Origin of the sequence: Pontibacter sp. MBLB2868, from assembly GCF_051904785.1 — a bacterium.
Classification (GTDB): Bacteria; Bacteroidota; Bacteroidia; order Cytophagales; family Hymenobacteraceae; genus Pontibacter.
Genome location: NZ_CP196710.1, coordinates 1,745,507 through 1,771,686, shown reverse-complemented (window position 1 = coordinate 1,771,686; position 26,180 = coordinate 1,745,507). Strand labels below are relative to the sequence as shown.

The following is a 26,180-nucleotide window of genomic DNA, read 5'->3' as shown; positions in this document are numbered from 1 at the left end:
TAAATATGTTAGCTAAAGAAAACCCTTTAGTCTCTTTGATAATTCCCTGCTACAATGTTTCAGCTTATGTAGAGAAAGCAGTCAAGTCTATTTTAAGTCAAACATATACAAACTTAGAGATAATTATAGTAGATGATGCGTCAACTGATGATACAGTTAAAATAATCAAAAACATTAAAGACTCAAGAATAAAACTTCTTGAACTAAAAGAGAATACTAAAAAGGTAGGAGCAGTTAATGCTGCTCTTGAAGAAGTTAGAGGAGAACTAATTGCTTTTCAAGATGCCGACGACTGGTCAGATACAACCAGGGTTGAAGAGCAGGTCAAACTATTTAAAGATGTGTCGGATCTGGGTATTTGTTTTACTAAGTACAGGTATGCAAGTAAAGAATCTGTTTCTCTAGAAAAGTTTGCTCTTACTGACGTAGAGTTAAAAGATGAATTCCTTAATTTCGGTTCTACAAAAAAAACGCATATGGCTCCCACTATGTGTGCAACCATGATGATTACAAAAGAAGTTTTAAATGAAACAAAAGGATATCATCCATATTTTGCAGGTAGAGTAGCGGAAGACATACATTGGGTCTATAGAATATTAAAGAAAAATAGAGGTTTAACTGTAAATATGACGCTCTACAATGTTCTTCAGAGGAAAGGCTCTTTAACACAAAATCAGTTTGAAGGCAAAAATCCTAAAGCTGCTTATTCTTGGCGGCTTCTTTCTAAGATTATATTTAAAGATATATATGAAAATGTAGATCTGCTTAGTCCTGTATTTATATGTGAATTAAAAGAAACAGAGCTAAAAGCATGCGAAGAAATTCTTGTTGAAAAAGTTGCTCTGCTGAATCAAACTAGAATTGCCTATGAGTCGAGTCGGAGCTATCAACTCGGTAAAATATTATTAGCACCATTAAGAGTTTTTAAAACGTTAAGGAAATAGTATTATTTGTCAAAATGCTTATGGTAATATATTGGATTTAATAGAAGAATTGATGAAGAGGTCAAGTAAGAAAGAAATAAATATAGCTATTCTTACCCGTAAGGACTATAGAAGTCCAAGAATTTTAGCCGAGTCATTAAAACAACTTTTAAATAAAGCAGGAGTTACTGTCGATATCTTTTATAATATTGAAGTACTCTTACGTTTAAATACATTTCAGGAAGCCAAACATAGACTTAAGTTTCATTTTTGGTTGCGGCGCAAGCTTTTTAATTTCTTTGCAGATAGAATATTTCTCGAAAAACTACAAACTTATGATGCGGTTGTTATAAGTGAATGTACTCCAAATGGGTTTTGGAAAGAATATTATAATATTGAGAAACTTAAGCATATTTTGCAGAAGCCGATACTTTTTTATGAAGTTTACTATTTAAATAATGCTCCAACACAGGTAGCTAATCTTCAAAATGATGGTCATCCGTTAGTAGAAAGATATGATTGGCATTTATCTGTTTCAGATGTAACTGAAATAAGAAGTCAAGAGCCAGGACCATGGAGTTGTATTGGAATAGATTTGTCAGCTATCGGTTTAAAGCCAGTCCCTAAAAAAGAGTTTATAGCCTTAGTAGACTTTAAACAGCCGGGATATGAGCATATACAGGCTGAGCAAATAAGCGTGTTAAAGGAGCTTGGAATAAATATGATTGTACTTGAAGGTCAATATAGTACACAAGAAATTAGAGAAATATACCAGCGTGTATCAGTGTTTTTCTTACAGTTTCCAGAAGCATTTGGTTTACCTTTAGCTGAATGTTTAGCTTGTGGTGTGCAAATCTTTACTCCGGATTCTGGATGGCCAATGTCATGGCGTTTAGACGAAAATCCCACAATCCATGGACCTGGTAATCTTCCAAATATTTTTTCAGTTTATTCAAACTCTAAAGATTTGAAAAGACAGCTAATTGATTTCAGAAGAGGTTATGAATATGAAGAGACTCCCTTTAAAATTTTTGAGACTTTCATTTTTTATTATCCACACTATTACTATGGTAATCCAGAAGAAGTAATAAACGTCCTTAAACGTATAGAGAATAGATTTTTTGCTTAATGGCTACTATACTTTCTATCATACCCTATCATTTTTACCCACCGGTAGGAGGCGGTGCTTTACGCTGCTATAATATTTTGAAGGAAATGGCACGTGACCATACCGTATATGTTGTTACAAGCCAGCCAGAAGATACATTTACTTCTGATGAAGATTATACTTTGCCTGAAAGAGTAGTCATCATAAGTATTTCAAAGATGTTATTACATATCTCAGGTTCTAGTGCCTGTAAAAAAGTTTTTAACGCGATAAGCTATAGAGTAAAGAAGCGGACATTGAAAGGGCCCGCCAATAGTTTCTTTCTAGCATCGTATTCGGCTATCATCTCCTTACTTAAGGATGTAAAATTTGATGTAATCTACTATGAAAGCCTGGAATCGGTTGGTGAACTGTCTGGACCAATTAGGCGGTTTAGCATTAGCTTTACGCATATTTATGATGCTCACAATGTAGATTCTATCTTGTGGGCGCAGCAGGCAAAAGCATTGCAGAATGAACGTTTAATGAACTATGCGAACAATGCACTACAACTTGAAAAGAAACTATTTAAATGTATAGATACCTTTTTCTGTTGTAGCTATGAAGATAGAGAGAAGCTGATTAGACTAAATGAATTGAAAATTTCGGGTATAGTTGTCCCTAATGGAGTTGATATTTCTAAGAAGCCCTATGATGATGATGCTTTTAAGTATAGCAGAAAAAATATTATATTTTGTGGTAGCTTGAATTACCAGCCAAATATAGAAGGCTTGCTGTGGTTTTATACTGCAGTACTCCCTGCACTTAAATCTGCAATACCTGGTTTGGTACTAACCGTTGTTGGCCAGAATGCTTCTTATGATCATTATAAAGCACTAATGGAAGACGAAAGTGTAAACTTTGTTGGTACTGTACCTGATGTTAACCCATATTATTACAGTGCCTCAGTTGCTATTGTGCCCTTACTAAGTGGAAGCGGTACGAGACTAAAAATCCTTGAGGCTATGAGCCTTGGTAATCCTTTAGTTACAACTACAGTTGGTGCAGAAGGTATCAGGTATGAGGATGGGAAGCATTTGCTGATCGCTGATAAGCCGCAAGCTTTTGTGGAGCAGATATTAACTTTGCTTACAGATAAGCAAAAGTTTGATACTATTAGACAAAATGCCCAGAAATTGGTAATGGAAATATATGATTGGCAGGTGATCGGGAAAAGTATAAGTACTCAAATTCCGGTTTTATTAAAAGAGAAATATGGAGGTCGATAAAGATTTAATGCAGCCAATGGTTAGTATTTTAATGACGGCTTACAATCGTGAGTCCTATATTAGAGAGGCGATAGAAAGTGTCTTAAAATCGAGCTATATGAATTGGGAACTGATTATAACTGATGACTGTTCTTCCGACAGAACTTTAGAGATTGCAAAGGAATATGAAAGGATCGATAGCAGAATTACTGTTTACAAGAACGAAAAAAACCTGGGGGACTACCCAAATAGGAACCGTTCAGCAAGCTATGCTAAGGGAGATTTTCTGACATACTTGGATTCTGATGACTTACTTCATAAGGATTCTCTTGTAAAAAGCATCACAGCTTTTTCTCTTAACAAAAAAGCTCAGTTTGGTGTTTTTAGTCCGGAGGGCCAATCGGAGCCTTTTGCTTTAGATCCTGAATCTGCTTTAAAAAAACACTTCTTTATAAAGTCCTTCTTACAGATAGGACCAGGTGGTGTGATCATAAAGAGAAAATATTTCGAGTATTTGAAGGGGTATCCAACAAAGTATGGTCCTGCTAATGATGGTTATTTTAATTTAAAAGCAGCTTCTGAAGCTTATGTGCTTGTTTTTCCCTTTGCTATATCATATTATAGAAGGCACGAGGGACAGGAAGTCAACAATAAATATGCTTATTTACATAACACCTATTGTTACTTAAGAGATGCTTTAGACGAACTTAATTTACATTTAAATCAAAAAGATATTAGATATCTTCATAAGAAAAATAAAAGGAGATTTATCGTAAATGTTTTCGCCTACTACGCTAAATCCAATGATATCAATCGCTCTAAGCAATCCCTGCTTTCAGCTAATTTTAGTTTAAGAGATGCCTTTGAAGGAATCTTTCATTTTTAAATTATCCATCTAACATTATTACTTAAAGTTAAAATGGAATCTACATCTCTGTAATTGTTAATATTCACTTGGTTTGTAGTATATTTAATAACAAGTTTTATTCGCCTTTAAACGATTTGAGACATTGCATTGGGTCATATGCGGAATTTGATAGAGATGGTAAGATTTAAGGGGTCGTTTTACAAGGCATATGCCAAGTACGTGGCTATTAAATTTTATCTTAAACTTAATGATTTGCTACCCAGTGTGTTATCCTTTGAGACAACGATAAAAAAAATAGTAAATGACAAGTGCTCTGTTGCTAGATTTGGGGATGGGGAAATCAAGTTAATAAGAGGGGAGGATATTGAATTTCAAAGTGCATCGAGGGAATTATCTCTCAGGCTTCAGGAGGTTCTTTGTTCTAACAAGCTTGGAATCATTATATGTATCCCTGATGTATTTGATAGCCTGAGTCAGTACAAATATAAAGCGAAGTATATCTGGATTAAGCATCTGGCTAGGTACTATGAATTTTGGGCTATGTCACTACACTCCGATACTATCTACTTTAATGCCTTTATATCAAGGCCTTATATTGTTTATAAAAATGGAACACTTGCTGAACAAAGGTTTGACTATATAAAATCTATCTGGCATGGAAGGGATGTGGTTATTATTGAGGGAAGCAAAAGTCGTTTAGGGCTAGGTAATGATCTGTTCAATAATGCTAAATCAATTAGCCGGATTTTATGCCCTGCTATAAATGCCTATAGCAGGTACAATGATATTCTTAAAGAATCAAAAAAGATAGGCAAAGAAAAACTTATATTAATAGCTTTGGGGCCAACAGCTACGATATTGGCATATGACCTTCATAGAGAAGGTTGCCAAGCCATTGATATAGGGCACATAGACATAGAATATGAATGGTACAAAATGAAAGCAAAGTGGGCGGTTAATGTTCCCGATAAGCACACTAACGAAGCACTTGATAATAATGCGCCGGAGCAAGTGTCTGATTTAAAATACAACTCACAAATCATAGCTACAATTTTATAAAATTGAAGTATCAAGTTCATCAGTATAATGTCTACGGCTTCAGAATCATTTCTTTATCCCAAAGTATCTGTTATAATTCCTGTTTATAATAGTCAGAATGTATTGGCGGCTTCCATTAAGTCAGTTCTATTGCAAACGTATCCGAATATTGAGATGATTATTGTTGATGATTCTTCAACAGATCAGAGTTATGCTATAGCCAAAACTTTTGAATCGGAAAGATGCAAAATAATCAGGCAGAAGAATGCTGGAGCAGCGGTAGCTCGTAATACTGGTTTAGAGCATGCTACAGGTAAATATATTCAGTTCTTAGATGTCGATGACTTTCTTTCAAAAGAAAAGATCGAAAAGCAAATTTTAGTACTTGAGCAAAATCCCGGAAAAGTAGCTGTTTGTAATTATATTGAGTTCTTTTCTGAGGAAGAGCTATCTGCTAAGTCTGTTAGAAGTGATCAATCAGAATTTATTTTTTCCTCTGATAACCCTGCTGAATTTCTTATTAACTTATATGGGGGCAATGGGCAACCTCATTTTATTCAGACTAATTCCTGGCTTCTTCCCCGCACTTTAGTTGAAGAAGTAGGGGGGTGGCGCAGGTTCAGGTGCCCGGATGATGACGGAGAATTCTTTGCGCGGTTAATTTTAGCTAGCAAAGGAGTGGTTTATGTGCCGGGTGTTTTTAATTATTACAGAAGAACAATAAATAAAGTTAGCCTGAGTAGCAATACCAACAGGAAGTACCTGCAAAACTCTCTGCTTTCCATTGATCTAAAGCACAATCACCTGCTTAGGTACACAGATTCTGCACAACTTTCGATAGCTATTGCTACGCAGTACCTGACTTTTGCGGTTTATACTTTTCCGAAACATAAGCTACTATCAAGCTTAGCTCTTAAAAGATATAAGCAGCTAAATGTACCCATAACCCCACCTAAACTTGGAGGAATATTTATAGAATGGGTAAAGATTAATTTAGGTTGGAAAGCCGCACGTTTTATAAAGTACTACTTAAGAGAGAGACAAACTTGAAACGGATTCTATTTCTTACCTCCAATAGTCTTTCTACCAACCCTAGGCTTGTAAAGGAGTTAAGCCTTGCTTGTCATGAGCATACATGTGAAGTTATTTCATTTCGATTTCATAACTGGTCCGATTTACTAGATCAGCATATTAAAGATACGTTTAAAGATGTTTCATTTAGAACAATTTCATCTGGTATAAAACCTCTATACAAATGGCTGTTTAGTTCATTGATAGAGAAGCTCTGTAGGATCATATATCCTTTGTTTAAAGATGTAGCTATCATCAATGCCTACGGGCATTCTAAGCGTAGTTTATTATTGGCAGCAGAACTTAATAAGCTAAAGGGTAACTATGACATTGTTATTGCTCATAATCTGGCTGCATTATACCCTGCTTACATATTTGCGAAGCGGCAGAAAATACCTTTTGCCTTTGATGTTGAAGATTATCATCCTGGAGAAATAGTTAGAGATGGTAGTAGAAATGAAGTGTTCAGGCGACGCTTTTTACTAAGAAAGTTTCTTCCATTAGCTAAGTATATAAGTTACGCCTCCAACTTAATTGGTGAACATATTTTAGCTGATCTGTATCCAAATCAAGTAGATCACCATTTTCTTATTCCTAATTGCTTTCCTGAAAGTGAATTTGCATCTCCGTTAGCTTTAGTACAGCCTGGTAAATTAAGGCTTGTCTGGTTTTCTCAATATATTACCTCAAACAGGGGGCTTGAGGAGCTAATAGAAGCCCTTAAAGCTTTTAATGGCCAGTTTGAATTACATTTGATAGGTACATTAAAGGAGCATTTTAAAACTGAAATAGAGAAATATAAAGACTTTATTTTTATGTACAAGGCGATGAAACAGGTTGACCTACATAGATTTATTTCTAAATTTGATGTGGGGCTAGCACTAGAAATGAGCAGTGTAGATCTTAACAAGGATATAGCTGTGTCGAATAAGATTTATGCTTACGCACAGGCAGGGCTTTATATACTGGCTACTAACACCAAAGGGCAAACCGGGTTTGTGAAGCAGTATCCTTGGAGTGGTGAAGTGGTAGGACAAAGCACATCTCATTTAGTATCAGCTTTAGCTAATCTATTCAGAAATAGGGTTGCTATACGATCAGGAGCTGCTGACAGGTACCAGAAAGCATTATTGTTATCATGGGTAAAAGAAAGTCAAAAATTAGTTGAAGCATGGAAGTAAAAGCTACAAACAAAGCTAAAGAACTAGCTACTGCTATTCTTAAGACAAATAAGATTCATGACGAATTGGGGAAAGAACATATTCTAGATTCAAATATTGATTTTGCTGAAGGCATCTTCATTGAAAAGCTGGTAAGGGAAAATGGTTTTGTAAGAACGATTGAGGTAGGCTGTGCTAATGGTATATCTTCTCTGTTTATTTGTAGTGCTTTACCCTCAGAAAATGGTCATCATACTATCATCGATCCGTTTCAGTCTACTGACTGGAAGAGTATAGGGATAACACAATTGCGAAATGCAGGTGTTGGAAACTTCTCATTGATTGAGGAAGTTTCCGAGATTGCTTTGCCAAAACTTCTAATACAGGGAGCCAAATTTGACTTTGCCTTTATTGATGGCTGGCATACTTTTGATCATACTTTACTCGATATATTTTACATGAACAAGCTGCTTAAGGTAGGGGGAATTATGGTAATTGATGATGTTAGTATGCCAGGTGTCGAGAAAGCTGTTAACTACTTTTTAAGGTATCCATGCTTTGATTTTGTAGAAGGGGTTAAACTATCAAACACAGCAAGAAGGGATAGTTTTAATAAATATGTAATTAATTCATTAAATAAAGTCGCAAAGATATTACCATCTAAAATAAGGGAAGAAATTTTCTCAGGTAAGGTAGCGGGAAATTATATAACAGGTTATTCCATGGTAGCAATGAGAAAAACTGAAGAAGATAAGCGTCCATGGAATTGGTATGTCAAATTCTAATGGTATCCTGTTAATTCGCTATTTTTTCATTTTAATTAACTTACTCCTTTCTTTCAGGCTGCTGCTCTTTAGATGAAAACAATATTAATTATTTATCCTCATTGGGTGCCATCTAATTTAGCAGGTGTTCATCGCCCAAGACTAATAGCTAATTTTCTACCTGAATTGGGTTGGCACCCATTAGTGCTTACTGCTTCCCCTGAATTTTATGAGGAAGAGCCTGATCCGGATATAGCAAAGACTGTTTCTGACAAAGTTGAGGTTATCTATACTAAAGCTTATAAAGTAACTAAACCCAGGGTTATAGGTGACATAGGTTTACGCGCCTTCCCATTCCTGTTCCGGCGTGCATTAAAGATTTTAAAAGAACGTAAAATAGATTTTATTTGGATTCCTATTCCTTCTTTTTATACTGCACTACTAGGTAGACTGTTATTTCAGAAAACTGGTACGCCCTATGGCATTGATTATATAGATCCATGGGTGAGGGATATAAGTACACGCAGAAACTTCAGGTCTGTACTAAGTCAGTATGTGGCTCGTGTACTTGAGCCTATTGCTTTAAAGCATGCCGCACTTATATCTGGAGTTTCTACTTCATATTATGAACCTGTGTTGCAACGTAATCCTAAAATTAGATTAATTGCAAACATTGGTATGCCTTATGGTTTTGATCCAAACGATCACAAAATCAAAATTAACGATATAACTTTACCTTGGGCAGGTGATAAAAAAACAGAACCAATAGTTTATGCTGGAGCCTTTCTACCTAATTCACATCTCTTTATCGATGCTTTGTTTGGTGCGGTTAAGAGTCTTAGAGATCAATGCATTTGGGACGATAATAAGAAATTCTATTTTCTTGGGACTGGCTATTATCATGGAGTAACTATTGCGGATAAAGCAAAGAGTTATGGTTTAGAGGACATTGTATATGAAAGTCGAGGGCGTTTTCCTTATCTCCATATTCTAAACTTTCTAAATACTGCTTTCGCAATATTGGTTGTAGGTAGTACGGAAAAACATTATACTGCCTCTAAAATTTTTCAGGCAATACTAAGTAAGAAGCCTGTTCTAGCCATTTTTCATGCAGAGAGTACGGTAGTTAGTATTTTGGAAGAATGTAATGCTACAGGTTTACTCACTAAATATCTACATAGTGAAACACTTCAGCAGTTGGAGGAAAATATCGGAGCTAAATTAAAAAAACTTTTATCTAACAATTGCAACTGGAATCCAAGTTTTAGCAAGATTAGTAATTACTCAGCTAAAGAGTCTGCCAAGGTGTTATTAGGAAAAGTTAATAGTATCTTAGTTTAATAAAACAGGTCTTTTTACCAATAACATAATTATATTTTACTTTATAAATTTAATTAATTCTACTGTGTTAAATACAATATCTGCAAAAGCAAAGAGAACAGTAAGCCTTTTTCTTAAACAATACTTTTCTGCTTCATTAGTTCAACACATTAGAAAGCTTAAATTTAAGTTCTCTTCTAATGCTTCTTCAGAATTTATGTTTGAGCCTAAAGTGAATAAAGTTCTCGGGGAGGAGTTAAGAACCTCTGTAGAGTGGAAAATGGCTACAGATTTAGCAAGTCCAAGTGGGGAACTATATATTAAATGGTCTACAATTTCAGGTGCACATAAGTGGCATCATTATTTTCCAATCTATGAAAAAGTGTTTTCTGAATTAAAATTTAAACCAATAAAAATATTAGAAATAGGTGTTTATAAAGGAGCCTCACTAAAGCTTTGGAGAGAATATTTTCATAAAGATTCAATTATAGTTGGTATAGATATAAATGAAAGTTGTAAAGAATATGCCATGCCTGAGGCAAATCTCCATGTAAGGATTGGTAGTCAAGAAGATGAAAGTTTTCTATCCTCCATTATAGATGAGTTTGGTGATTTCGATTTAATAATTGACGATGGCAGCCATATTGTTTCTCATATGATAGAGAGTTTTAATTACTTATATCTTAAAGGGCTAAAGAGCGAAGGAATTTATTTTGCTGAAGATATTCATACAAATTACTGGCTCTCACACCGTGACAGACATTTTTCTTTTATCGATTTTTCTAAGCATTTAGTAGATTTGATGCACTTCCATTATACAATCGGTGATAGTGAATACTACTATCGTTTAGGCGCTAAAACTCGGATGAACTCCATTAGGGTTCCTAAAATTACCCCACTTGTTGATGAGATTAGATTTTATGATTCGATTGTTGTCTTTTATAAAAAAAGTAGGGAATTGCCAGTGAGTGAACATTTACATACTTAAGTTCTGCAGTTGCTTATCGTTATACAAAATGATTAATAATTGTCTTTTCTAATAATACTCTAATGTTAGCATTTATAGTACCCATTAAACCAAGGTTTAATTCCAAAAACTGGGATAATGATAATCGGTTATTAGATAGAACTCTTAGGTCAATTTGTAATCAGACAAATCTTCAGTTTAAAGTTTATGTAGTGTATAATGATAAGCCTAGTATAGATTATACTCATCAGAATATTGAATTTGTTTATTTTCCTTTCGCATATGTATACGCAAGTAATGTTGAAGACTATGACTCATATGCTAGCAAGTGGTATAGTGAAAAATATACAGAATATATGTTTGACAAGGGGAAAAAAATTACTTATGGATGTAAAATAGCAAAGGAGAAAGGTTGCAGTTATATCATGGCTATTGATAGCGATGATCTTATATCCAATCGAATTGCAGAGTTTATTAGTACAAGCCAAACAAAGAGTTATGGGTGGGTTGTTAGAAAAGGATATATGTTTGTTGAAGAATCATTGTATGTTTTGAAAAGTAAAGCTATTCAAAATTACAATGGTAGTACTCATATAATTAGACAGGATTTAGTTCATATCCCGGATTTTAATCAAAATAAATTATGGGAATTTAACTTTTTTGAAGCGCATGGGTACTTAGAGCAAAGAATGATTGACTATTATAGTATAAAGTTAGACACGTTTCCTTATTATGGAACAATATGGCTAATTCACAAAAATAATACTTCGGATGCATTCAGGTTCTTAAAGCCGGATAGTTTTAAAACTATCTTTAAATACATTTTACGAGGCAAAAGGTTAACTAAGGCCTTAAGAGATGAATTTTCTCTATATTAGCTTTACTTCAATATGATATGAGGTTAGCTGTTATCACTTCTCACCCAATTCAGTACAATGTCCCTTTCTTTAAGTTACTGGCTCAGGAGGAAGGAGTTATACTTAGCGTTTTCTACACTTTGGGACAAGATGCTTCAGAAATTATTGACAGAGGGTTTGGTAAAAAGATCAAATGGGATATACCATTGCTGGACGGATACGAGTATAAGTTTGTTCAGAACACTGCTAAAGAACCGGATACCTCACATTTTAAAGGCATTGTTAATCCCACACTTATAGCTGCAATTGAACGTTTTAAGCCTTCTCACTTATTAATTTATGGCTGGAGTTTTGACAGCCATCTGAGAGTGATGAAATATTATAAAAATAAGGCTATTGTTCTTTTTAGAGGCGATTCAACTCTTTTAGATGAGCAAGGGGGTATGAAAACCTTATTAAGGAGAATCTTCCTTACTTTTATTTACAGTTATATTGATAAGGCTATTTATGTAGGGTCTCATAATAAGCAATACTTCCTGAAGCATGGGATAAAAGAACAAGATCTTGTATTCGCACCGCACGCTATAGATAACGAAAGATTTGCGGATGAAAAAAAATATAAAAAGGAAGGTAATCTGATAAGAGAAGAACTTGGGATTCCGGAAGAAAATAGAGTATTTTTATTTACGGGCAAGTTTGAAAAAAAGAAGAATCCTTTGTTGCTGCTGAAAGTCTTCAAAAGTATAGAGCAGGACCGTATCAGCTTATTGTTTGTTGGGAATGGAGCTTTGGAAGAAAGTCTTAAAAGTGAAGCAGCAGGTTGTGCCAACATTTATTTTCTTCCATTTCAGAATCAAAAGAGGATGCCTGCTGTTTACCGTTCTGCTGATATCCTGGTTTTACCATCGTCAGGACCGGGAGAAACATGGGGCTTATGTGTAAATGAAGCAATGGCAAGTGGCTTACCTGTTATTGTAAGTAATAAAGTAGGGTGTGCCATAGATCTGGTGCAGGAGGGATTTAACGGATATACTTTTGAAGCTCGTTCTGAAGAAAGTTTGTCAAAGGTTTTGAACATTTGCGCTTTGAAATCAAAAGGAGAATTGAATTTGATGGGCAAAGCATCAAGTGCTATCATCTCGGGCTGGTCTTATGAGCATGTTTGCCAGGTGATCAGAAATGAGTTACTGCCGCAGCCGGCAAAAGTGTAGTAAGGTAATTAATAAAGTATGCATTTTACAGATCCGGATTCGAAGAGAATAGTTTATCAGCTTGCGTCGTTACTTTTAATAGCTGTGCTGCTATCTATTTTTACTTCACTGTCTGTTCTAGCCTTGGCTGGAGTTCTATTCTCTGTTTATATTTTCAACAGTTTACTTCTCGGTTTTGGTGAAGGCATACCTGTAAACCTGATCATAGTTTTCTTGGCCTGCCTTCAGTGGATCATTGGACCCGTGCTGAGCTACTATACAGGTATTAACCATCCTTTTTATGGTATGAATGTGCCAGAAGAGGTTTATTTTAGCTATACTTTTCCTGGTGTTATCTTATTTCATTTCGGACTGTTGCTGCCCTTGACTGGAGTCAAAAGTATCCCTAAAATAGTTGTGAGTGAGATCAGTGATAGTGTTGATTCTAAATTAAAGTCTGCCTATTACCTGATCGGGATCGGTTTTTTTTCGGGGCTTATTACTTCATTCGCTCCGCCATTCCTGTTTTTCTTCTTATACCTGCTTTCTCAACTGAAGTTTGTAGGATGCTTTTATCTTTATCTGAGCGAAAGAAAGGATAACAGGGTATTATACCTTGTATTCGCTACCCTTATACTTCAGGCTTTATCTGCAGCGATGTTTCACGACCTGGTGCTGTGGGTGATGTTCTTTTTATTCATTTACTGCATCAAGAACAAAGTTACACTTACTCGGAAACTAACAACGGTAGCCATAGGCTTGCTGTTCTTGATAGTGCTTCAGTCTGTAAAGTATCAGTACAGAAGTATAGCCTGGACCAACCCTTCTCTTGGTTCTTATGAGAAGACATTGTTATTTTCAGGAATGATGGCAGACCGTATACTTAACCCGGCTGATATTTTTGATGCAAAGGCAAATGAATTGGCTATTACAAGACTGAACCAGGGGTGGATCATTGCTAAGGTGATGCAGTACGTTCCTTTTTTTAAACCCCACGCTGAAGGAGTGACCATATCTGGAGCCTTTAATGCTGCACTACTGCCCCGGTTTATTGCTGAGAGTAAAGCTACAGCAGGCGGGAGGGTAATGATGGAGCGCTTTACCGGTATTGTATTACAGGATGGCACAAGTATGAACATTAGCCTGATAGGAGAAGGCTATGGGAATTATGGGAGGGACGGCGGCATTTTATTTATGTTCCTGATCGGAATAGTGTATAGCCTGATCCTGAGGCAATTATTTATTAAGAGCCAGGAAAACCCTACGTTAATATTCTGGATACCATTCCTGTTCCTGCAGGTTGTTAAAGCTGAAACAGACCTTACAACCACACTTAACTACCTGGTTAAAGCTTCTATTACGATGTTTATTGTCTTTTTTGCCTTCAGGAAGATACTTAAAATAGAGCTTTAGATGAAAGTTGCCTTCTTCTTTCGAAAGCCGACTGCGAATTTCTTCAGCATAGAAGTACTGTTTAATACCATCATCAGTAATCTGAAAGGTGTAAGTGCTTCCAGCGTTTACCTGCCTTATAAATCGGCTGCGCAGCCATTTCAGCTGCTCCGGAATTGTCTTTATGCCTTCCGCAGGCAGGATCAAATCAATCATATAACGGGAGATGTGAATTACCTGGCACTGGCGCTTCCTAAAACCAATACCATCCTGACCCTTCATGATGTGGAGTCTTTGCAAAGCAGAAACAAGTATAAAAATGCACTGCTCCAATTCCTGTGGTTAAAAGCGCCGGTGAAAAGAGTAAAGTATGTTACAGTGGTATCTGAACACAGCAAGCGACAGATCCTGGCTACCTGCAGTGTGCCTGCTGATAAAGTGGTTGTCATTCCTAATTGTGTGTCTTTCACTTCGGCAGATTATAAACCCAAAGACTCTATTGATAAAAAATGCCCGGTTTTATTACAGGTAGGTACAAAGCAGAATAAAAACCTGGAGAACCTGGTTAGGGCACTGAAGGATATACCGTGCAAGCTTATTATTATTGGATCCTTGTCTGATGCACAACAGGCACTTTTAAAGGAAAGCAGAATAACTTACCGGAATTATTCCTCTTTAAGTTATGATAAAGTGGTTGAGCTTTACTATGAGGCAGATATAGTTACTTTTGTGTCTGTGTATGAAGGTTTTGGATTACCAATTCTGGAAGCCAATGCCCTCGGAAGGCCCGTTATTACCAGTAACTGTACTGCTATGCCTGAAGTGGCAGGAGAGGGGGCGCTATTGGTTGATCCTTCTGATCCTGGAGAAATAAGATTGGGTATTATAAAGCTTGTTCAAGAGGATAAGTTCAGAAATGATCTGGTAGCAGCAGGTTATAAGAATTCACAGCGTTTCAGAGCTGACGTTGTTGCAGCACAGTATGAAGCGCTTTACCAAAGAGTGAGAGCAGAAAACGCGTGAACGGAAAGCCCTCCATACTAATTTTTATTGATTGGTACTTGCCCGGGTACAAAGCCGGAGGGCCTATACAGTCGTGTGCCAACCTGGTAGAGCACCTGAAAGGTCAGGCTGATTTCTATATCATCACCAGGAATACGGATTACTGCTCAGAGGAAGCTTATACGTCTGTTGTTTCTGATGAATGGAATGAGGTCAACGGTGCACAGGTGTACTATTTCTCGAAAAGTAAATTATCGTATCAACGTCTAAAAATGGTGATAAATACCATCAGTCCAGATGGTATTTATATAAACGGCATATACTCATTTTATTTTTCTATTCTACCGCTGTTGATCGCAAAGCAGTTAAAATTGAGTAATGTAACTGTTGCTGCAAGGGGCATGCTGGCCAGTAGTGCCATCCAGGTAAAGGGGATAAAGAAAACAGCTTTTTTTACGTGTGCCAAAATCATAAACTTATATAAAGGAATAAAATTTCAGGCTACGAATGAGCTTGAAAAGTCGGACATTTTAGAGGTAATTGGTATTGAGGCGAATGTTATGGTTGCTCCGAATCTTCCGGGCAAACAGTTTGCTTCTATTAATGCTAGAAGGCCTAAAAATAAGGGGGTTCTTAAACTTGTAAGTATAGCCAGAATTGCACCTGAAAAGAATACAAAGTATGCGCTGGAAGTGCTGGGGGCCTACAAAGGTTCAGGTACTATTTACTTTGATATATTTGGACCATTATATGACATGGATTACTGGAAAGAATGTGAAGACTTGATCAGAAAGATGCCAGAAAGTGTTGTGGTCCGCTATATTGGAAGTATTGAGTCGCGGTTGGTGCCAGAAACGCTGGAAAACCACCACATGCTTTTTATGCCAAGCAGGGGTGAGAACTTCGGGCATGTAATTCTTGAAAGTCTGACGGCCGGATGTCCTGTATTAATTAGTGATCAGACGCCCTGGAAAGGACTTAAAGCATTAGGTATCGGGTTCGATCATCCTTTAGAAGAGAAAAAGCGTTTTGCAGATACATTGCAGGCTCTTGTAAATTTAAGCCAGGAGGAGTATAATTGCTTATCGGATAGGGCTTTTAAGTATGCCATTTCATACAGAAACAACCCTGAAAATATCGAAGCCAGTCGTGCTTTATTTAACCTGTAGATTTTGATAGCAGAGCAGCAAACAACCCATAAAGTAAATTTAGCCAACTATAATAACAGCTGGTATAACACAGGTGCTGGCCCCTTCAAGCGCTTGGCCTGGTATTTTGTGAATGTTTTTTTCTTTCAAAATCCTCTGAACCCTTCCTCTGCTTTAAAAGTTTTGCTGCTTCGTTTATTTGGTGCTAAAGTAGGCAAAGGTGTCGTTGTAAAACCTGCCGTTAATATTAAATATCCCTGGTTGTTACGGGTAGGTGATTTCGTTTGGATAGGAGAGAAGGTATGGATCGATAGCCTGGTTGCAGTCACAATTGAAAATAATGTAACAGTATCCCAAGGGGCTATGCTGCTAACTGGTAGCCATGATTATACTAGTACCAGTTTTGAACTGGTAGTAAAAGAAATTATACTTGAGCAAGGGGCTTGGGTCGGGGCTAAGGCAATTGTTTGTCCAGGTGTCGTTTGTGGTTCTCATAGTGTGTTAGCGGCCGGCTCTGTGGCTACTAAGAGCTTGCAACCTTACACCATATACCAGGGCAACCCGGCAATTCCGAAGCGGCATCGTAATTTAGAGGCCTAGTGAAAATATCCATCATCACCATCGTTTACAACAGGTGCGATACAATTGCAGACGCGATTGACTCGGTGTTGGCTCAAACTTACCCTGATATAGAATATATTGTGGTTGATGGCCTTTCTACAGATGGCACCGTTGCGGTGGTGAAAAGTTATGGTGCACAAATTTCGAAGTTTGTATCGGAAAGAGATGGGGGCTTGTATGATGCGATCAATAAAGGAATAGGCCTGGCAACAGGAGACGTGATAGGTCTTTTACATGCCGATGATATATTCTTCTCTGGTGATGCTGTGGAGCAGATAGCCAAAACATTTCTGGAGCAGAAAACGGAAAGTGTCTATGCTGACCTGCTCTATGTTCAGAAGGGTAATACCAGTAAAACAGTTCGTAAATGGATCTCGGGAGTTTATAACCGCGAGAGGTTTATAAGAGGTTGGATGCCTCCTCACCCGACATTTTATGTTAGAAGGGAGTGTTTTGAGAGACATGGGCTTTATAATACACATCTCAAAAGTGCAGCAGACTATGAGCTGATGCTTCGGTTTTTATATAAACACCAGGTGACTACGGCTTATCTACCTATAAAGCTTGTAAAAATGCGTGTGGGAGGAAAGAGTAATCTCTCACTTAAAAACCGCATCCAGGCTAACAGAGAAGATCACCAGGCATGGTTATTAAATGAACTTCAACCCCGCTTTTATACCCGGTTTCTGAAGCCATTGCGCAAATTGGGACAGTTTTTTTAGCAGTTTGACTCTGCCATAATTCATTAATTATACTTCAATTCTTTTATACCTATAAGCCTTCGTGCTCTTGCGGGTTTTTATCACTTGCAAATATAGAGAGGAGATCTACAAGAGGAGGGTAGGTATTACAATTTACGATATAAATAAAAAAGCCCCTCAGTAAACTACTAAGGGGCTTTTTTGCGGTCCGGACGGGACTCGAACCCGCGACCTCCGCCGTGACAGGGCGGCATTCTAACCAACTGAACTACCGGACCAATAATTTACTAAATCAGAGCCTTTTGCTCTTTTGCGTTTCCGCAGCTTTTAGCTGCGGTCTGGACGGGATTCGAACCCGCGACCTCCGCCGTGACAGGGCGGCATTCTAACCAGCTGAACTACCAGACCGTTTGTCTTTTCCTTAACTTTGTCCGTTAAAGTGATGCAAATGTATGGCGTAAATTTTGATTGTGCAAGTGTTAAGCATCTTTTTAGACCTATATTTCATTAAGTTTATCGTAATAGACTCATTTACAACCTGATTATTTTTATTGCCATTTATAAATTTCATGTTTCGCTATTAGGAATTGCCTAAACTGTTAAATTTGTAGCTGTAAACAGCGAAAGAATATGCTATTAGATTTCGAACAGCCGATTGCTGCCTTAGAAAACAAACTGCAGGAAATGAAAAAACTGGCAAGTGAAAGCCAGGTTGACGTTTCAGAAGCGGTTAAGGCACTTGAAGAGAAAATTAAGAACCTTAAAAAGGAGACATATGCTAATCTTACGAGGTGGCAGCGCGTACAGCTTTCCCGTCACCCTGACAGACCCTATACTTTAGATTACATAAATGGCATCTCCACCAAATTTGTAGAGCTGCACGGAGACCGTACTGTAGGTGATGATAAAGCCATGATCGGTGGTTTTGGAGAGATAGAAGGACGCAGTGTAATGTTTATCGGGCAACAGAAGGGACGTAATACAAAGCAGCGCCAGATGCGTAATTTTGGTATGGCGAACCCTGAAGGTTATCGGAAGGCACTTCGCCTGATGAAGATGGCTGAGAAATTTGGCAAGCCTATCATTACGTTAATCGACACTCCCGGTGCATTCCCCGGACTGGAGGCCGAAGAACGCGGTCAGGGTGAGGCCATTGCCCGAAACCTGAAGGAGATGTTCATGCTGAAGGTGCCTGTTATCTGTATTATCATAGGAGAGGGAGCCTCTGGAGGTGCTTTAGGCATTGCCATTGGTGATAAAGTGATGATGCTGGAAAACACATGGTATTCTGTAATTTCTCCGGAATCGTGTTCGTCTATTTTATGGCGCAGCTGGAACTACAAGGAACAGGCTGCTGAGGCGCTGAAGCTAACCGCTACAGATATGCTGCAGAATAAGCTGATAGATGGTATTATTAAAGAGCCATTAGGAGGCGCTCACACAGAGCCTGAGAAAATGATGCGGTTGCTGAAGAAGGAGATCGTAAACCTGCTGGATGAATTGGAAGCTATAGATGTTGAGGAACGTATTATGCAGCGCATAGAGAAGTTCTCTAACATGGGAGTTGTTCTAGAGGGGTAGTAGCTTAAAATTTAATAAATTAGTAAAGTGGCAGCAAGTATATTTCTTTGCTGCCACTTTTTGTTTTAGTACATTTAATAACAATATGTTTTAGTGATGTAGCAGCGGCGATGGGCTTTAACCTGGACAGCTACATTCACTAAGAGGATTAACATTATTCTTTCAGAAGTTTCCCTTAACAAAGGGAAACAGATAGTATAGTTATTGACCTTGAACTAAAAAACCATTAGTGACTATGAAACTACACGTGATTGATACCGGATTTTTTAAACTAGATGGAGGTGCTATGTTTGGCGTGGTTCCCAAAACCCTCTGGCAACGGACAAATCCGGCAGATGAGAATAACCTTTGCACCTGGGCCATGCGCTGTTTGCTGATCGAGGACGGTGACAGGCTTATACTGATTGATAATGGCATTGGAGATAAGCAGGACGCCAAGTTCTTCAGTCACTATTACCTGCATGGCAACGCGAACCTGAAGTCATCCTTAAACCAGGCTGGTTTTACCCACGAAGATGTTACAGATGTATTTCTTACGCACCTGCACTTTGATCATTGTGGGGGAGGTGTAAAGTATAGAAGCAGCGATGGAAAGTTGGAACTGGCCTTTCCGAATGCCACCTACTGGTCAAATAAAGATCATTGGGAGTGGGCAACAAAACCAAACCCACGTGAAAAAGCTTCTTTCCTGAAAGAAAATATTATTCCGATGCAGGAAAGTGGACACCTGCAGTTTGTAGATGCAAACAGTCCGTCTCCCTTCCCTCAGTTCGATATTTTTTATGCTGATGGGCACACAGATAAGATGATGATACCTGTTATCCCCTATAATGGCAAAAAGGTAGCTTTTATGGCCGACTTACTACCATCTACCGGACATATTCCGCTGCCTTATGTAATGGGCTACGATACGCGACCACTACTAACGCTGGAGGAGAAGTCGGCTTTCCTTACGAAGGCTGCGGATGAGGATATGGTGCTTTTCTTTGAGCATGATCCTATTAACCAATGCTGTACAGTGGAACATACAGATAAAGGCGTGCGCTTAGGTAAGACATTTTCATTAAGCGAACTATAACATGCGGGTAGGGCTGGCGCTGTCAGGCGGGGGAGCAAGAGGTATAGCACATTTAGGGGTTTTAAAAGCGCTTGATGAGCTGGGTATTAAGATTGATATGATCTCCGGTGTTAGCTCAGGCGCTATTGCCGGCGTATTGTATGCTGCAGGTTTTAAACCTGACCAGATCCTGGTGCTGATTAAGGAACTGAGTATTTTTAAAATAGTTAGGCCATCTTTTGGTAAGATCGGTCTGCTGCACCTGGAAGAAGTCGAAAAACTTTACACCCGCCATTTAGGGGCAGGTGTTACGTTCGAAGAACTGAATATACCGGTGGTTATAAGCGCGACGGAAATGAACGAGGGAGTGACGACCTATTTTTCTTCCGGAGAACTGATCAAACCTTTGCTGGCTTCTTCGGCTGTTCCAATTTTATATAACCCTATAGAATACCAGGGAAAGCTGCTGAACGATGGAGGATTACTGAATAACTTACCCGTTGACCCATTGCTGAATAATTGTGATGTGAAAATAGCAGTACATGTAAACCCTATAAACCATCAGGCACATGTTACCACATTACGTGGTATGATAGAAAGAACGGTTTTACTGGCCATTAATAACAACGTAAAACTGCGCCTGCACATGTGCGATTTCCTGCTGGAGCCACAAGAACTGAAATACTATCGCTTAACCAATTTCCGGAAAGCAGACGAAATTTTTGATATAGGTTACAGATATACGCTCCAGATGGAGAAACATATTAGGGTATTATTATAAAATTACGCAATTATTTAGTTCATTTATAGAGACAATATATAGTAGAATCAATTTTTAAAATGTATATATAAATTTATACTATATATTGTTAAAGTTACGTATATTGTGCTAAGCCCAAAATTTATTATATGAACAGACTTCTTCTCCTTATTTTTTTATTATTACCTACACTATTGCTTGCTCAGGAAAATGAAAGTCACCTGATCAGAGCAAAAGTGAAACAAGGTTCTTTCCTTTTGGGGGGCACAATTAACGCAACAGCATACCAGGTAACGGATGAGCTGTCAGCACCTGGACAGACTTTGGAAGGAACAAAGATCAATGCCTTGATCAGTGCCAAAAATGGCTATTTCATTTGGCATGACTTTGTAGCAGGACTGGACATGACCCTCAGTCATGAAAGTGTGAATGTGACACCAACCGACGTTAAAAAGAAGCCGGAAAGGGTGACTTACATGTTACTGGGGCCCTTTGCGAGATATTACCTCGATAATGGTATATTCGGAGAGTTGACGCTTCAGGCCGGGCTCCAGAATTTTACTGTGGGAGGGCATAAGTATGATCTTTACCAGGGAACGATAGGAGTAGGGTACGCTTATTTTATAAATGAAAAATTCTCCATAGAACCAGTTCTGTCTTTTCGTTATTTCCAAAAGACGGAAGATGACAGAAGCTATACCACTATGGGGCCTATTTTGGGAGTTGGTATACAGGCTTATATAATCCGTAAAAAGGCACATGTTATCAAATGGGCTTTATAAAAAGCGATATTTTTAAATTATACAGATTTTAAATGGCTATGTGGGTGAAACATCTCACATAGCTTTTTTAATTTTACAGGCATGATAGCAAAACTACTTTCAAAATTATTCTTTAAGGTCTCGGGCTGGAAGCTGAACGGGAATTTACAGCCTGACCAGCGACGCTGTGTGATGGTTGCTGCGCCTCATACAAGTAACTGGGACTTTGTGTATGCAAGAGCTGCCTTTTACCTGATGGATGCTCCAATTCGCTACACGATCAAAAAAGAATTTATGCGCTTCCCGTTTGGTGGTTTGCTTAAGTCAATGGGTGCCCTGCCTATTGACAGGTCAAAGAATACTAAGATGGTGGATGCCATGATCCGTATTTTTGAAGAAACGCCTGGTGACATGTGCGTCATGGTAACGCCTGAGGGCACCCGGAAATACCAACCCCGCTGGAGAAGAGGGTTTTATTATGTTGCCTTAGGTGCTGGTGTTCCTATCGTTTTGGGTTACCTTGATTATGCCAAAAAAGAGGCAGGAATAGGTCCGTCTATCATTCCTACCGGCGATATTGAAGCAGATATGGAAAAGATCATGGCTTTTTACCGCACTAAAACAGCTAAATTTCCTGAGCAGGGAGTACGTTAATTCGTGCTGACATAAAGAACGATAATGGACATTGATATCCTTCGGGAGTATTGCCTGGGTTTACCAGGTGTAACAGAAGACATAAAATGGGGAGTTGATCTGTGTTTCATGATCGGCAATAAGATGTTTTGTGTGACATCTATGGAAGCACCATTTACCGTCTCTTTCAAAGTGCAGGATACGTGTTTTGATGAGTTGACAGAAAGTAAAGACGTTGTTCCAGCGCCATACTTAGCCCGTTATAAATGGGTGCAGGTACAAGGCTGGAGCCGGTTTACAGAGGAGGAGTGGAAAGAGCATCTACAACAGTCTTACGAATTAATTAAGGCTAAATTACCAAAGAAGTTACTCAAGATGTTGTAAGCGATATAGAAAAAGGGAAGGCCAGGAGAGTAATATTTCCTGGCCTTCCCTTTTTCAATGAAAACTTAACTGTAATTAAGCAATTTGTCTTAAGTCAACCGGAATTACCCTTGAGATACCTGCTTCGATCATAGTTATGCCGTACATCACATCGGTAGAAGCCATTGTGCGCTTGTTGTGTGTAACCACTATGAATTGCGAGTCGTCGGAGAACTTACGGATGATAGTATTGAATTTGTCAATATTGGCATCATCCAGGGGAGCATCTACCTCATCAAAAATACAGAACGGAGCCGGCTTTAACAGGTAAATCGCAAAGAGCAATGAAATTGCCGTCAGTGTTTTTTCTCCTCCTGACAGCTGGTTGATCGTTAGTGGTCGCTTTCCTTTTGGCTGCGCCATGATCTCGATCTTAGAATCAAGTGGGTTCTTTGGGTCCAGTACAACCAGGTCACAGTTATCTTCTTCTGTAAACAGGCTTCTGAACACGAGTTTAAAGTTGTTCTTAATCTGCTCAAAAGAATCCATGAACTTCTCCTTCGCCACGGTGTCAATTTCGTTGATCGTGTCGATCAGGGTGTTTTTAGCATTCAGGAGATCATCCCGCTGTTCTGTGATAAACTTATTTCGTTCTTCTATCTCTGTATAGGCCTCTGCAGCCATCGCATTCACTGGGCCCATCTTATCAAGTGCCGCTTTTGTAGAACTGATGTGCTGGTTTAATTCCTGGTCAGACAACGGGATCAGTTGATCAGTTTCTGGGGCTGGTAAAGCCATGTCTTCACCCGAAATATTAAACTCTGCGGCCAGACGCTCCTGAATCGATACAAGCTTGATCTTGGTGTCGTTCATCGTCTGCTGCATGCGCATCAGCAGCTCATCGCTGTTCTGACGTTTGCGCTGAAGCTCCCGGATAGTCTTTTCCTTTTCATCGAGTTCTCCCCGTAGACTAAAGTATTTCTTTTCAATCTCTTCGAGTGCCAGGCCAAATTCATGACGCGCATCAGCCATTGACTCTACGATAGCTTCATTTTCTTCTATAAAGGCTGTCGTCTCAACGGTCTCTTCTTCCGAAGTTGCCAACTCCGTCTTAAGGTTGTTGATACGCTCCTGGTTGGATTCTACTGTTTTCTGCTTATAACTGATCTCTTGCTGTAAGCTGCTAAAGCGGTTCTTAAGCTGGTGGTACTGAATGTTCTCCTGGTTGTATCTGCCGGAGATGATAGTAATCTGTTCCTGCTGTTGTTCAATCTGCCCGGTCAGGGCTGCTATTTCCTGTTCCAGGCGTTGCAGCTCTTTCATATCAGCTTCCGCCTGCGGAGATACCTCCAGGCTTTGCTCCCGAAGCTCAACCAGTCTTTCCTGCAGCTCATCACGTTTCTGGTCAAAGTTTTTCAGGTTCTGTTGATACTGCTCATACTTGATCCGAACGGTAAGCAGTTCTTGCTGCTGCTTTGAAACCTCTTTTTCCAAAAGCTTAATCGCCTCTTTCTGTGATTCGTTTTTGTGGTTGAGCAATATCTGGTGCTGCGTGTTCACGCGGCTTTGCAACAGGTCCGCTTGCTGCTGCAATTCGTTCACTTCTTGCTCCAGCTTTTCGAGGTTCTGCTTGCGTCCCAAACGATTTCCGTCAAAAACACCTACAGAGCCACCGGATAGACTTAGTGGTTTACGGATAGCGCTACCATCTTTCAGAATGATGATCTTGTAGTCGCTCTCGTATAATTCTTCTTCAGATTCATCGCTGATATATACATTCCGAAGCATATACTTCATCAGGCTGCTGTATTTCTTTTCAGCAGATACCACTTCGTAGGCGGCCTTCAGGTTCCCTTCGCTGAACGTAGCGGTAGGCTCCAGTTCTTCAATTTCTGAAAGTATGATAAAGTTAGCGCGGCCCTTGTTCTCGCTCTTCAGGAGGGCTACTGCCTCAACAGCATCCTGCAGCTCATCTACAATAAAGTAGTTCATGTACTGCTCCAGGTAACTTTCTATAAGTGGCTTATATTCAGCTTCGCATGTAAGGATGTCTGACAGGAGCGGGGCCGGCTTTTTCCATTCTTCTGTTTTACTAAGAAACTTAATTGCTTCCGGAAAACCTTCCATGTTCTCCACCAGGGATTTTGTAAGGCTATACTGGTTCTGCCTGGAGTCTAGTGTCCGGTTTACCTCTACAAGCTGCGACTTAAGCGTTTCAATGTTAAGCTCAGTGGTCTCTATATTTTGCTGAAGTGTTTCTTCGTTTGCCTGTAGGCGTACCAGTTCCGATGTTTTCTCCTCCAGCGTCTGCTGTGTTTCCTGTAGCTGCTCTTGCAGAATGCGTCCGTCTTCATCAGCATTTGATTGCTGCTGCTGCAGGCGCTCCAGTTCCTGGTTAATGTTCTGTATCTGTACCTGGCCTATCTCCAGGGATTTGCTTAACTGGTATACTTCGTTTTGCTTTGTCTTCTGCTGCAGGGTCAGTGCCTGGAAAGCTTCCTGTATTTCCGCCTTCTGCTCATTTGCCTCCTGGAGCTGCTCCCGCATCTCTGTAACCTGTTCCTCAGCTTCAGAGAACTTATCCTGTACCTCCATCAGCTCATCACGCAGCTGCAGTATACTTTCCTGGGTATGCTGCATGGTGGCAGTATCCTGGCTTATCTGCTGGCGCAGTGTGTTAATACGCTCCTGCAGGTAATTGCCACGTTCTGCCTTCAGTTTAATGTCATTTTCCAGCTGACGCAGTTTGGCTGTTTGCACCTGCATTGTTTTCTGGCTTTCTGCCAGTTCCTGTTGTGTGTTGTTAAGCTCTTGTTTCTGGTCAGCGATAGCATCCTCTGCTTCTGTTACAGCGGCAACATAACCCTCCTTTAGCTCTGTCTCCTGTTGCACATCCAGCTGGAGGCGCTCCAAAGAGTGCTGGTACTGCGAGATATTTCTACGGGCATATTCCAGGCTGTGCTTTTTATAGTCATCCTTAAGCTGGAAATACCTGATGGCCTGCTTCGCCTGTCGCTCCAGCGTTTTCATGTTTTTACCGATCTCAAAGAGCACGTCTTCCACACGTTCAAGGTCAGCGTCTGTCTCTTCAAGTTTTTTTAGTGTCTGTTTCTTACGCACTCTGAACTTGGAGATTCCAGCAGCTTCTTCGAACAGTAAACGGCGTGAGTTTTCCTTGTCGTTAAGGATCTCATCTACCATCTTCAGCTCAATGATCGCGTAACTGTCAGAGCCAATGCCAGTATCCAGGAAAAGCTCGTTGATGTCTTTTAAGCGGCAGGTAACGCCATTGAGCAGGTATTCACTGTCACCGGTGCGGTAATATTTACGGGTGACGGTTACCTGAGAGTATTCCGTGGGCAGAATCCCCTTGTTATTATCAAATGTGATGGACACCTCCGCCATCTGTGTCGGCTTTCGGGTTTTGGAACCGTTAAAAATAACGTTCTCCATTTTATCGGAACGGAGGTTACGGGTCTTTTGCTCGCCCAGCACCCAGCGTATGGCATCAACAATGTTGGACTTACCACACCCGTTCGGGCCGACAATACCGGTGATCCCGTTGTCAAAATTAATGACGACACGGTCGCCAAAGCTTTTAAACCCTTTAATTTCTAATCTTGATACTTGCATTCGCGTTCGCAGAAA

Annotated in this window: 24 protein-coding genes and 2 tRNA genes; 23 read left to right on the top strand and 3 right to left on the bottom strand. The window is 39.2% G+C overall.

Annotated features, from left to right (window positions below; translation table 11 throughout):
• Window positions 1-5: 5 nt before the first annotated feature.
• From ACSX1A_RS07605 to ACSX1A_RS07525, 17 genes are all read left to right on the top strand, one after another.
• A complete protein-coding gene (locus ACSX1A_RS07605; RefSeq protein WP_439883022.1) occupies window positions 6-944 on the top strand; it encodes a glycosyltransferase family 2 protein in 939 nt (312 codons plus the stop codon).
• A 31-nt stretch (window positions 945-975) separates the two neighbouring features.
• Window positions 976-2,052, top strand: a complete 1,077-nt coding sequence (locus ACSX1A_RS07600; RefSeq protein WP_439883021.1) for a glycosyltransferase — start codon at window positions 976-978, stop codon at window positions 2,050-2,052.
• Window positions 2,052-3,299, top strand: coding sequence for a glycosyltransferase family 4 protein (locus ACSX1A_RS07595; protein ID WP_439883020.1), 1,248 nt, complete (start codon window positions 2,052-2,054; stop codon window positions 3,297-3,299). Before ACSX1A_RS07600 ends, ACSX1A_RS07595 begins: the two co-directional genes overlap by 1 nt.
• Window positions 3,286-4,164 (top strand): glycosyltransferase family 2 protein, encoded by an 879-nt coding sequence (locus tag ACSX1A_RS07590; RefSeq protein WP_439883019.1) that lies wholly within the window; start codon window positions 3,286-3,288, stop codon window positions 4,162-4,164. The genes ACSX1A_RS07595 and ACSX1A_RS07590 overlap by 14 nt, the downstream gene beginning before the upstream one ends.
• A gap of 156 nt (window positions 4,165-4,320) precedes the next feature.
• Window positions 4,321-5,205: an SP_1767 family glycosyltransferase gene (locus ACSX1A_RS07585; RefSeq protein WP_439883018.1), complete on the top strand. Its 885-nt coding sequence runs from the start codon at window positions 4,321-4,323 to the stop codon at window positions 5,203-5,205.
• Window positions 5,206-5,232: 27 nt separating this feature from the next.
• Window positions 5,233-6,234, top strand: a complete 1,002-nt coding sequence (locus ACSX1A_RS07580) for a glycosyltransferase family 2 protein (RefSeq protein ID WP_439883017.1) — start codon at window positions 5,233-5,235, stop codon at window positions 6,232-6,234.
• A 254-nt stretch (window positions 6,235-6,488) separates the two neighbouring features.
• Window positions 6,489-7,436 (top strand): hypothetical protein, encoded by a 948-nt coding sequence (locus ACSX1A_RS07575; RefSeq protein ID WP_439883016.1) that lies wholly within the window; start codon window positions 6,489-6,491, stop codon window positions 7,434-7,436.
• On the top strand, window positions 7,427-8,200 hold the full coding sequence (locus ACSX1A_RS07570; RefSeq protein WP_439883015.1) for a class I SAM-dependent methyltransferase: 774 nt from the start codon (window positions 7,427-7,429) through the stop codon (window positions 8,198-8,200). The genes ACSX1A_RS07575 and ACSX1A_RS07570 overlap by 10 nt, the downstream gene beginning before the upstream one ends.
• A 72-nt stretch (window positions 8,201-8,272) precedes the next feature.
• Complete coding sequence (locus ACSX1A_RS07565; protein ID WP_439883014.1) at window positions 8,273-9,520, top strand: hypothetical protein; 1,248 nt, start codon at window positions 8,273-8,275, stop codon at window positions 9,518-9,520.
• Between the two features lie 64 nt (window positions 9,521-9,584).
• Window positions 9,585-10,487, top strand: a complete 903-nt coding sequence (locus ACSX1A_RS07560; RefSeq protein ID WP_439883013.1) for a hypothetical protein — start codon at window positions 9,585-9,587, stop codon at window positions 10,485-10,487.
• Window positions 10,488-10,549: 62 nt separating this feature from the next.
• The gene (locus ACSX1A_RS07555; protein WP_439883012.1) at window positions 10,550-11,344 is read left to right on the top strand and encodes a hypothetical protein; all 795 of its coding nucleotides are present in this window, start codon (window positions 10,550-10,552) and stop codon (window positions 11,342-11,344) included.
• 17 nt (window positions 11,345-11,361) lie between these two features.
• Window positions 11,362-12,534, top strand: a complete 1,173-nt coding sequence (locus ACSX1A_RS07550; RefSeq protein ID WP_439883011.1) for a glycosyltransferase family 4 protein — start codon at window positions 11,362-11,364, stop codon at window positions 12,532-12,534.
• Window positions 12,535-12,657: 123 nt separating this feature from the next.
• Window positions 12,658-13,926: a hypothetical protein gene (locus tag ACSX1A_RS07545; RefSeq protein ID WP_439883010.1), complete on the top strand. Its 1,269-nt coding sequence runs from the start codon at window positions 12,658-12,660 to the stop codon at window positions 13,924-13,926.
• Entirely contained in the window at window positions 13,927-14,928 is a 1,002-nt protein-coding gene (locus ACSX1A_RS07540; RefSeq protein ID WP_439883009.1) for a glycosyltransferase family 4 protein, read from the top strand. It abuts the gene before it with no gap.
• The gene (locus tag ACSX1A_RS07535; protein ID WP_439883008.1) at window positions 14,925-16,076 is read left to right on the top strand and encodes a glycosyltransferase; all 1,152 of its coding nucleotides are present in this window, start codon (window positions 14,925-14,927) and stop codon (window positions 16,074-16,076) included. Before ACSX1A_RS07540 ends, ACSX1A_RS07535 begins: the two co-directional genes overlap by 4 nt.
• 3 nt (window positions 16,077-16,079) lie before the next feature.
• Window positions 16,080-16,655, top strand: coding sequence for a WcaF family extracellular polysaccharide biosynthesis acetyltransferase (locus ACSX1A_RS07530; RefSeq protein WP_439883007.1), 576 nt, complete (start codon window positions 16,080-16,082; stop codon window positions 16,653-16,655).
• Complete coding sequence (locus ACSX1A_RS07525; RefSeq protein WP_439883006.1) at window positions 16,655-17,398, top strand: glycosyltransferase family 2 protein; 744 nt, start codon at window positions 16,655-16,657, stop codon at window positions 17,396-17,398. Before ACSX1A_RS07530 ends, ACSX1A_RS07525 begins: the two co-directional genes overlap by 1 nt.
• A gap of 183 nt (window positions 17,399-17,581) precedes the next feature.
• On the opposite strand, the gene ACSX1A_RS07520 is transcribed toward ACSX1A_RS07525, so the two are convergent.
• A tRNA-Asp gene (locus ACSX1A_RS07520) sits at window positions 17,582-17,655 on the bottom strand.
• Window positions 17,656-17,711: 56 nt separating this feature from the next.
• A tRNA-Asp gene (locus ACSX1A_RS07515) sits at window positions 17,712-17,785 on the bottom strand.
• Window positions 17,786-18,007: 222 nt separating this feature from the next.
• On the opposite strand from ACSX1A_RS07515, the gene ACSX1A_RS07510 reads away from it, so the two are divergent.
• The 6 genes from ACSX1A_RS07510 to ACSX1A_RS07485 all read left to right on the top strand — a co-directional run bounded on the left by ACSX1A_RS07510 (window position 18,008) and on the right by ACSX1A_RS07485 (window position 22,553).
• Window positions 18,008-18,958: an acetyl-CoA carboxylase carboxyltransferase subunit alpha gene (locus ACSX1A_RS07510; protein WP_439883005.1), complete on the top strand. Its 951-nt coding sequence runs from the start codon at window positions 18,008-18,010 to the stop codon at window positions 18,956-18,958.
• 235 nt (window positions 18,959-19,193) lie between these two features.
• Window positions 19,194-20,036 carry an MBL fold metallo-hydrolase gene (locus ACSX1A_RS07505; RefSeq protein WP_439883004.1) on the top strand — a complete coding sequence of 281 codons (843 nt, stop codon included), beginning with the start codon at window positions 19,194-19,196 and terminating at the stop codon, window positions 20,034-20,036.
• A 1-nt stretch (window position 20,037) separates the two neighbouring features.
• The gene (locus tag ACSX1A_RS07500; protein ID WP_439883003.1) at window positions 20,038-20,796 is read left to right on the top strand and encodes a patatin-like phospholipase family protein; all 759 of its coding nucleotides are present in this window, start codon (window positions 20,038-20,040) and stop codon (window positions 20,794-20,796) included.
• Between the two features lie 128 nt (window positions 20,797-20,924).
• The gene (locus ACSX1A_RS07495) at window positions 20,925-21,557 is read left to right on the top strand and encodes an autotransporter outer membrane beta-barrel domain-containing protein (RefSeq protein WP_439883002.1); all 633 of its coding nucleotides are present in this window, start codon (window positions 20,925-20,927) and stop codon (window positions 21,555-21,557) included.
• A gap of 81 nt (window positions 21,558-21,638) precedes the next feature.
• Window positions 21,639-22,190, top strand: a complete 552-nt coding sequence (locus ACSX1A_RS07490; RefSeq protein WP_439883001.1) for a 1-acyl-sn-glycerol-3-phosphate acyltransferase — start codon at window positions 21,639-21,641, stop codon at window positions 22,188-22,190.
• A gap of 24 nt (window positions 22,191-22,214) precedes the next feature.
• A complete protein-coding gene (locus tag ACSX1A_RS07485) occupies window positions 22,215-22,553 on the top strand; it encodes an MmcQ/YjbR family DNA-binding protein (protein WP_439883000.1) in 339 nt (112 codons plus the stop codon).
• Window positions 22,554-22,628: 75 nt separating this feature from the next.
• Here ACSX1A_RS07485 and smc read toward each other — a convergent pair whose 3' ends face one another.
• The gene (smc, locus tag ACSX1A_RS07480) at window positions 22,629-26,165 is read right to left on the bottom strand and encodes a chromosome segregation protein SMC (protein ID WP_439882999.1); all 3,537 of its coding nucleotides are present in this window, start codon (window positions 26,163-26,165) and stop codon (window positions 22,629-22,631) included.
• Between the last annotated feature and the right edge of the window lie 15 nt (window positions 26,166-26,180).

Coding starts and splice junctions, on each gene's coding strand:
- ACSX1A_RS07570 (WP_439883015.1), top strand. CDS start 7,427: ATGGAAGTAAAAGCTACAAACAAAGCTAAAGAACTAGCTACTGCTATT.
- ACSX1A_RS07495 (WP_439883002.1), top strand. CDS start 20,925: ATGAACAGACTTCTTCTCCTTATTTTTTTATTATTACCTACACTATTG.
- ACSX1A_RS07540 (WP_439883009.1), top strand. CDS start 13,927: ATGAAAGTTGCCTTCTTCTTTCGAAAGCCGACTGCGAATTTCTTCAGC.
- ACSX1A_RS07565 (WP_439883014.1), top strand. CDS start 8,273: ATGAAAACAATATTAATTATTTATCCTCATTGGGTGCCATCTAATTTA.
- ACSX1A_RS07605 (WP_439883022.1), top strand. CDS start 6: ATGTTAGCTAAAGAAAACCCTTTAGTCTCTTTGATAATTCCCTGCTAC.
- ACSX1A_RS07550 (WP_439883011.1), top strand. CDS start 11,362: ATGAGGTTAGCTGTTATCACTTCTCACCCAATTCAGTACAATGTCCCT.
- ACSX1A_RS07590 (WP_439883019.1), top strand. CDS start 3,286: ATGGAGGTCGATAAAGATTTAATGCAGCCAATGGTTAGTATTTTAATG.
- ACSX1A_RS07580 (WP_439883017.1), top strand. CDS start 5,233: ATGTCTACGGCTTCAGAATCATTTCTTTATCCCAAAGTATCTGTTATA.
- ACSX1A_RS07585 (WP_439883018.1), top strand. CDS start 4,321: ATGGTAAGATTTAAGGGGTCGTTTTACAAGGCATATGCCAAGTACGTG.
- ACSX1A_RS07505 (WP_439883004.1), top strand. CDS start 19,194: ATGAAACTACACGTGATTGATACCGGATTTTTTAAACTAGATGGAGGT.
- ACSX1A_RS07490 (WP_439883001.1), top strand. CDS start 21,639: ATGATAGCAAAACTACTTTCAAAATTATTCTTTAAGGTCTCGGGCTGG.
- ACSX1A_RS07555 (WP_439883012.1), top strand. CDS start 10,550: ATGTTAGCATTTATAGTACCCATTAAACCAAGGTTTAATTCCAAAAAC.
- ACSX1A_RS07595 (WP_439883020.1), top strand. CDS start 2,052: ATGGCTACTATACTTTCTATCATACCCTATCATTTTTACCCACCGGTA.
- smc (WP_439882999.1), bottom strand. CDS start 26,165: ATGCAAGTATCAAGATTAGAAATTAAAGGGTTTAAAAGCTTTGGCGAC.
- ACSX1A_RS07485 (WP_439883000.1), top strand. CDS start 22,215: ATGGACATTGATATCCTTCGGGAGTATTGCCTGGGTTTACCAGGTGTA.
- ACSX1A_RS07500 (WP_439883003.1), top strand. CDS start 20,038: ATGCGGGTAGGGCTGGCGCTGTCAGGCGGGGGAGCAAGAGGTATAGCA.
- ACSX1A_RS07510 (WP_439883005.1), top strand. CDS start 18,008: ATGCTATTAGATTTCGAACAGCCGATTGCTGCCTTAGAAAACAAACTG.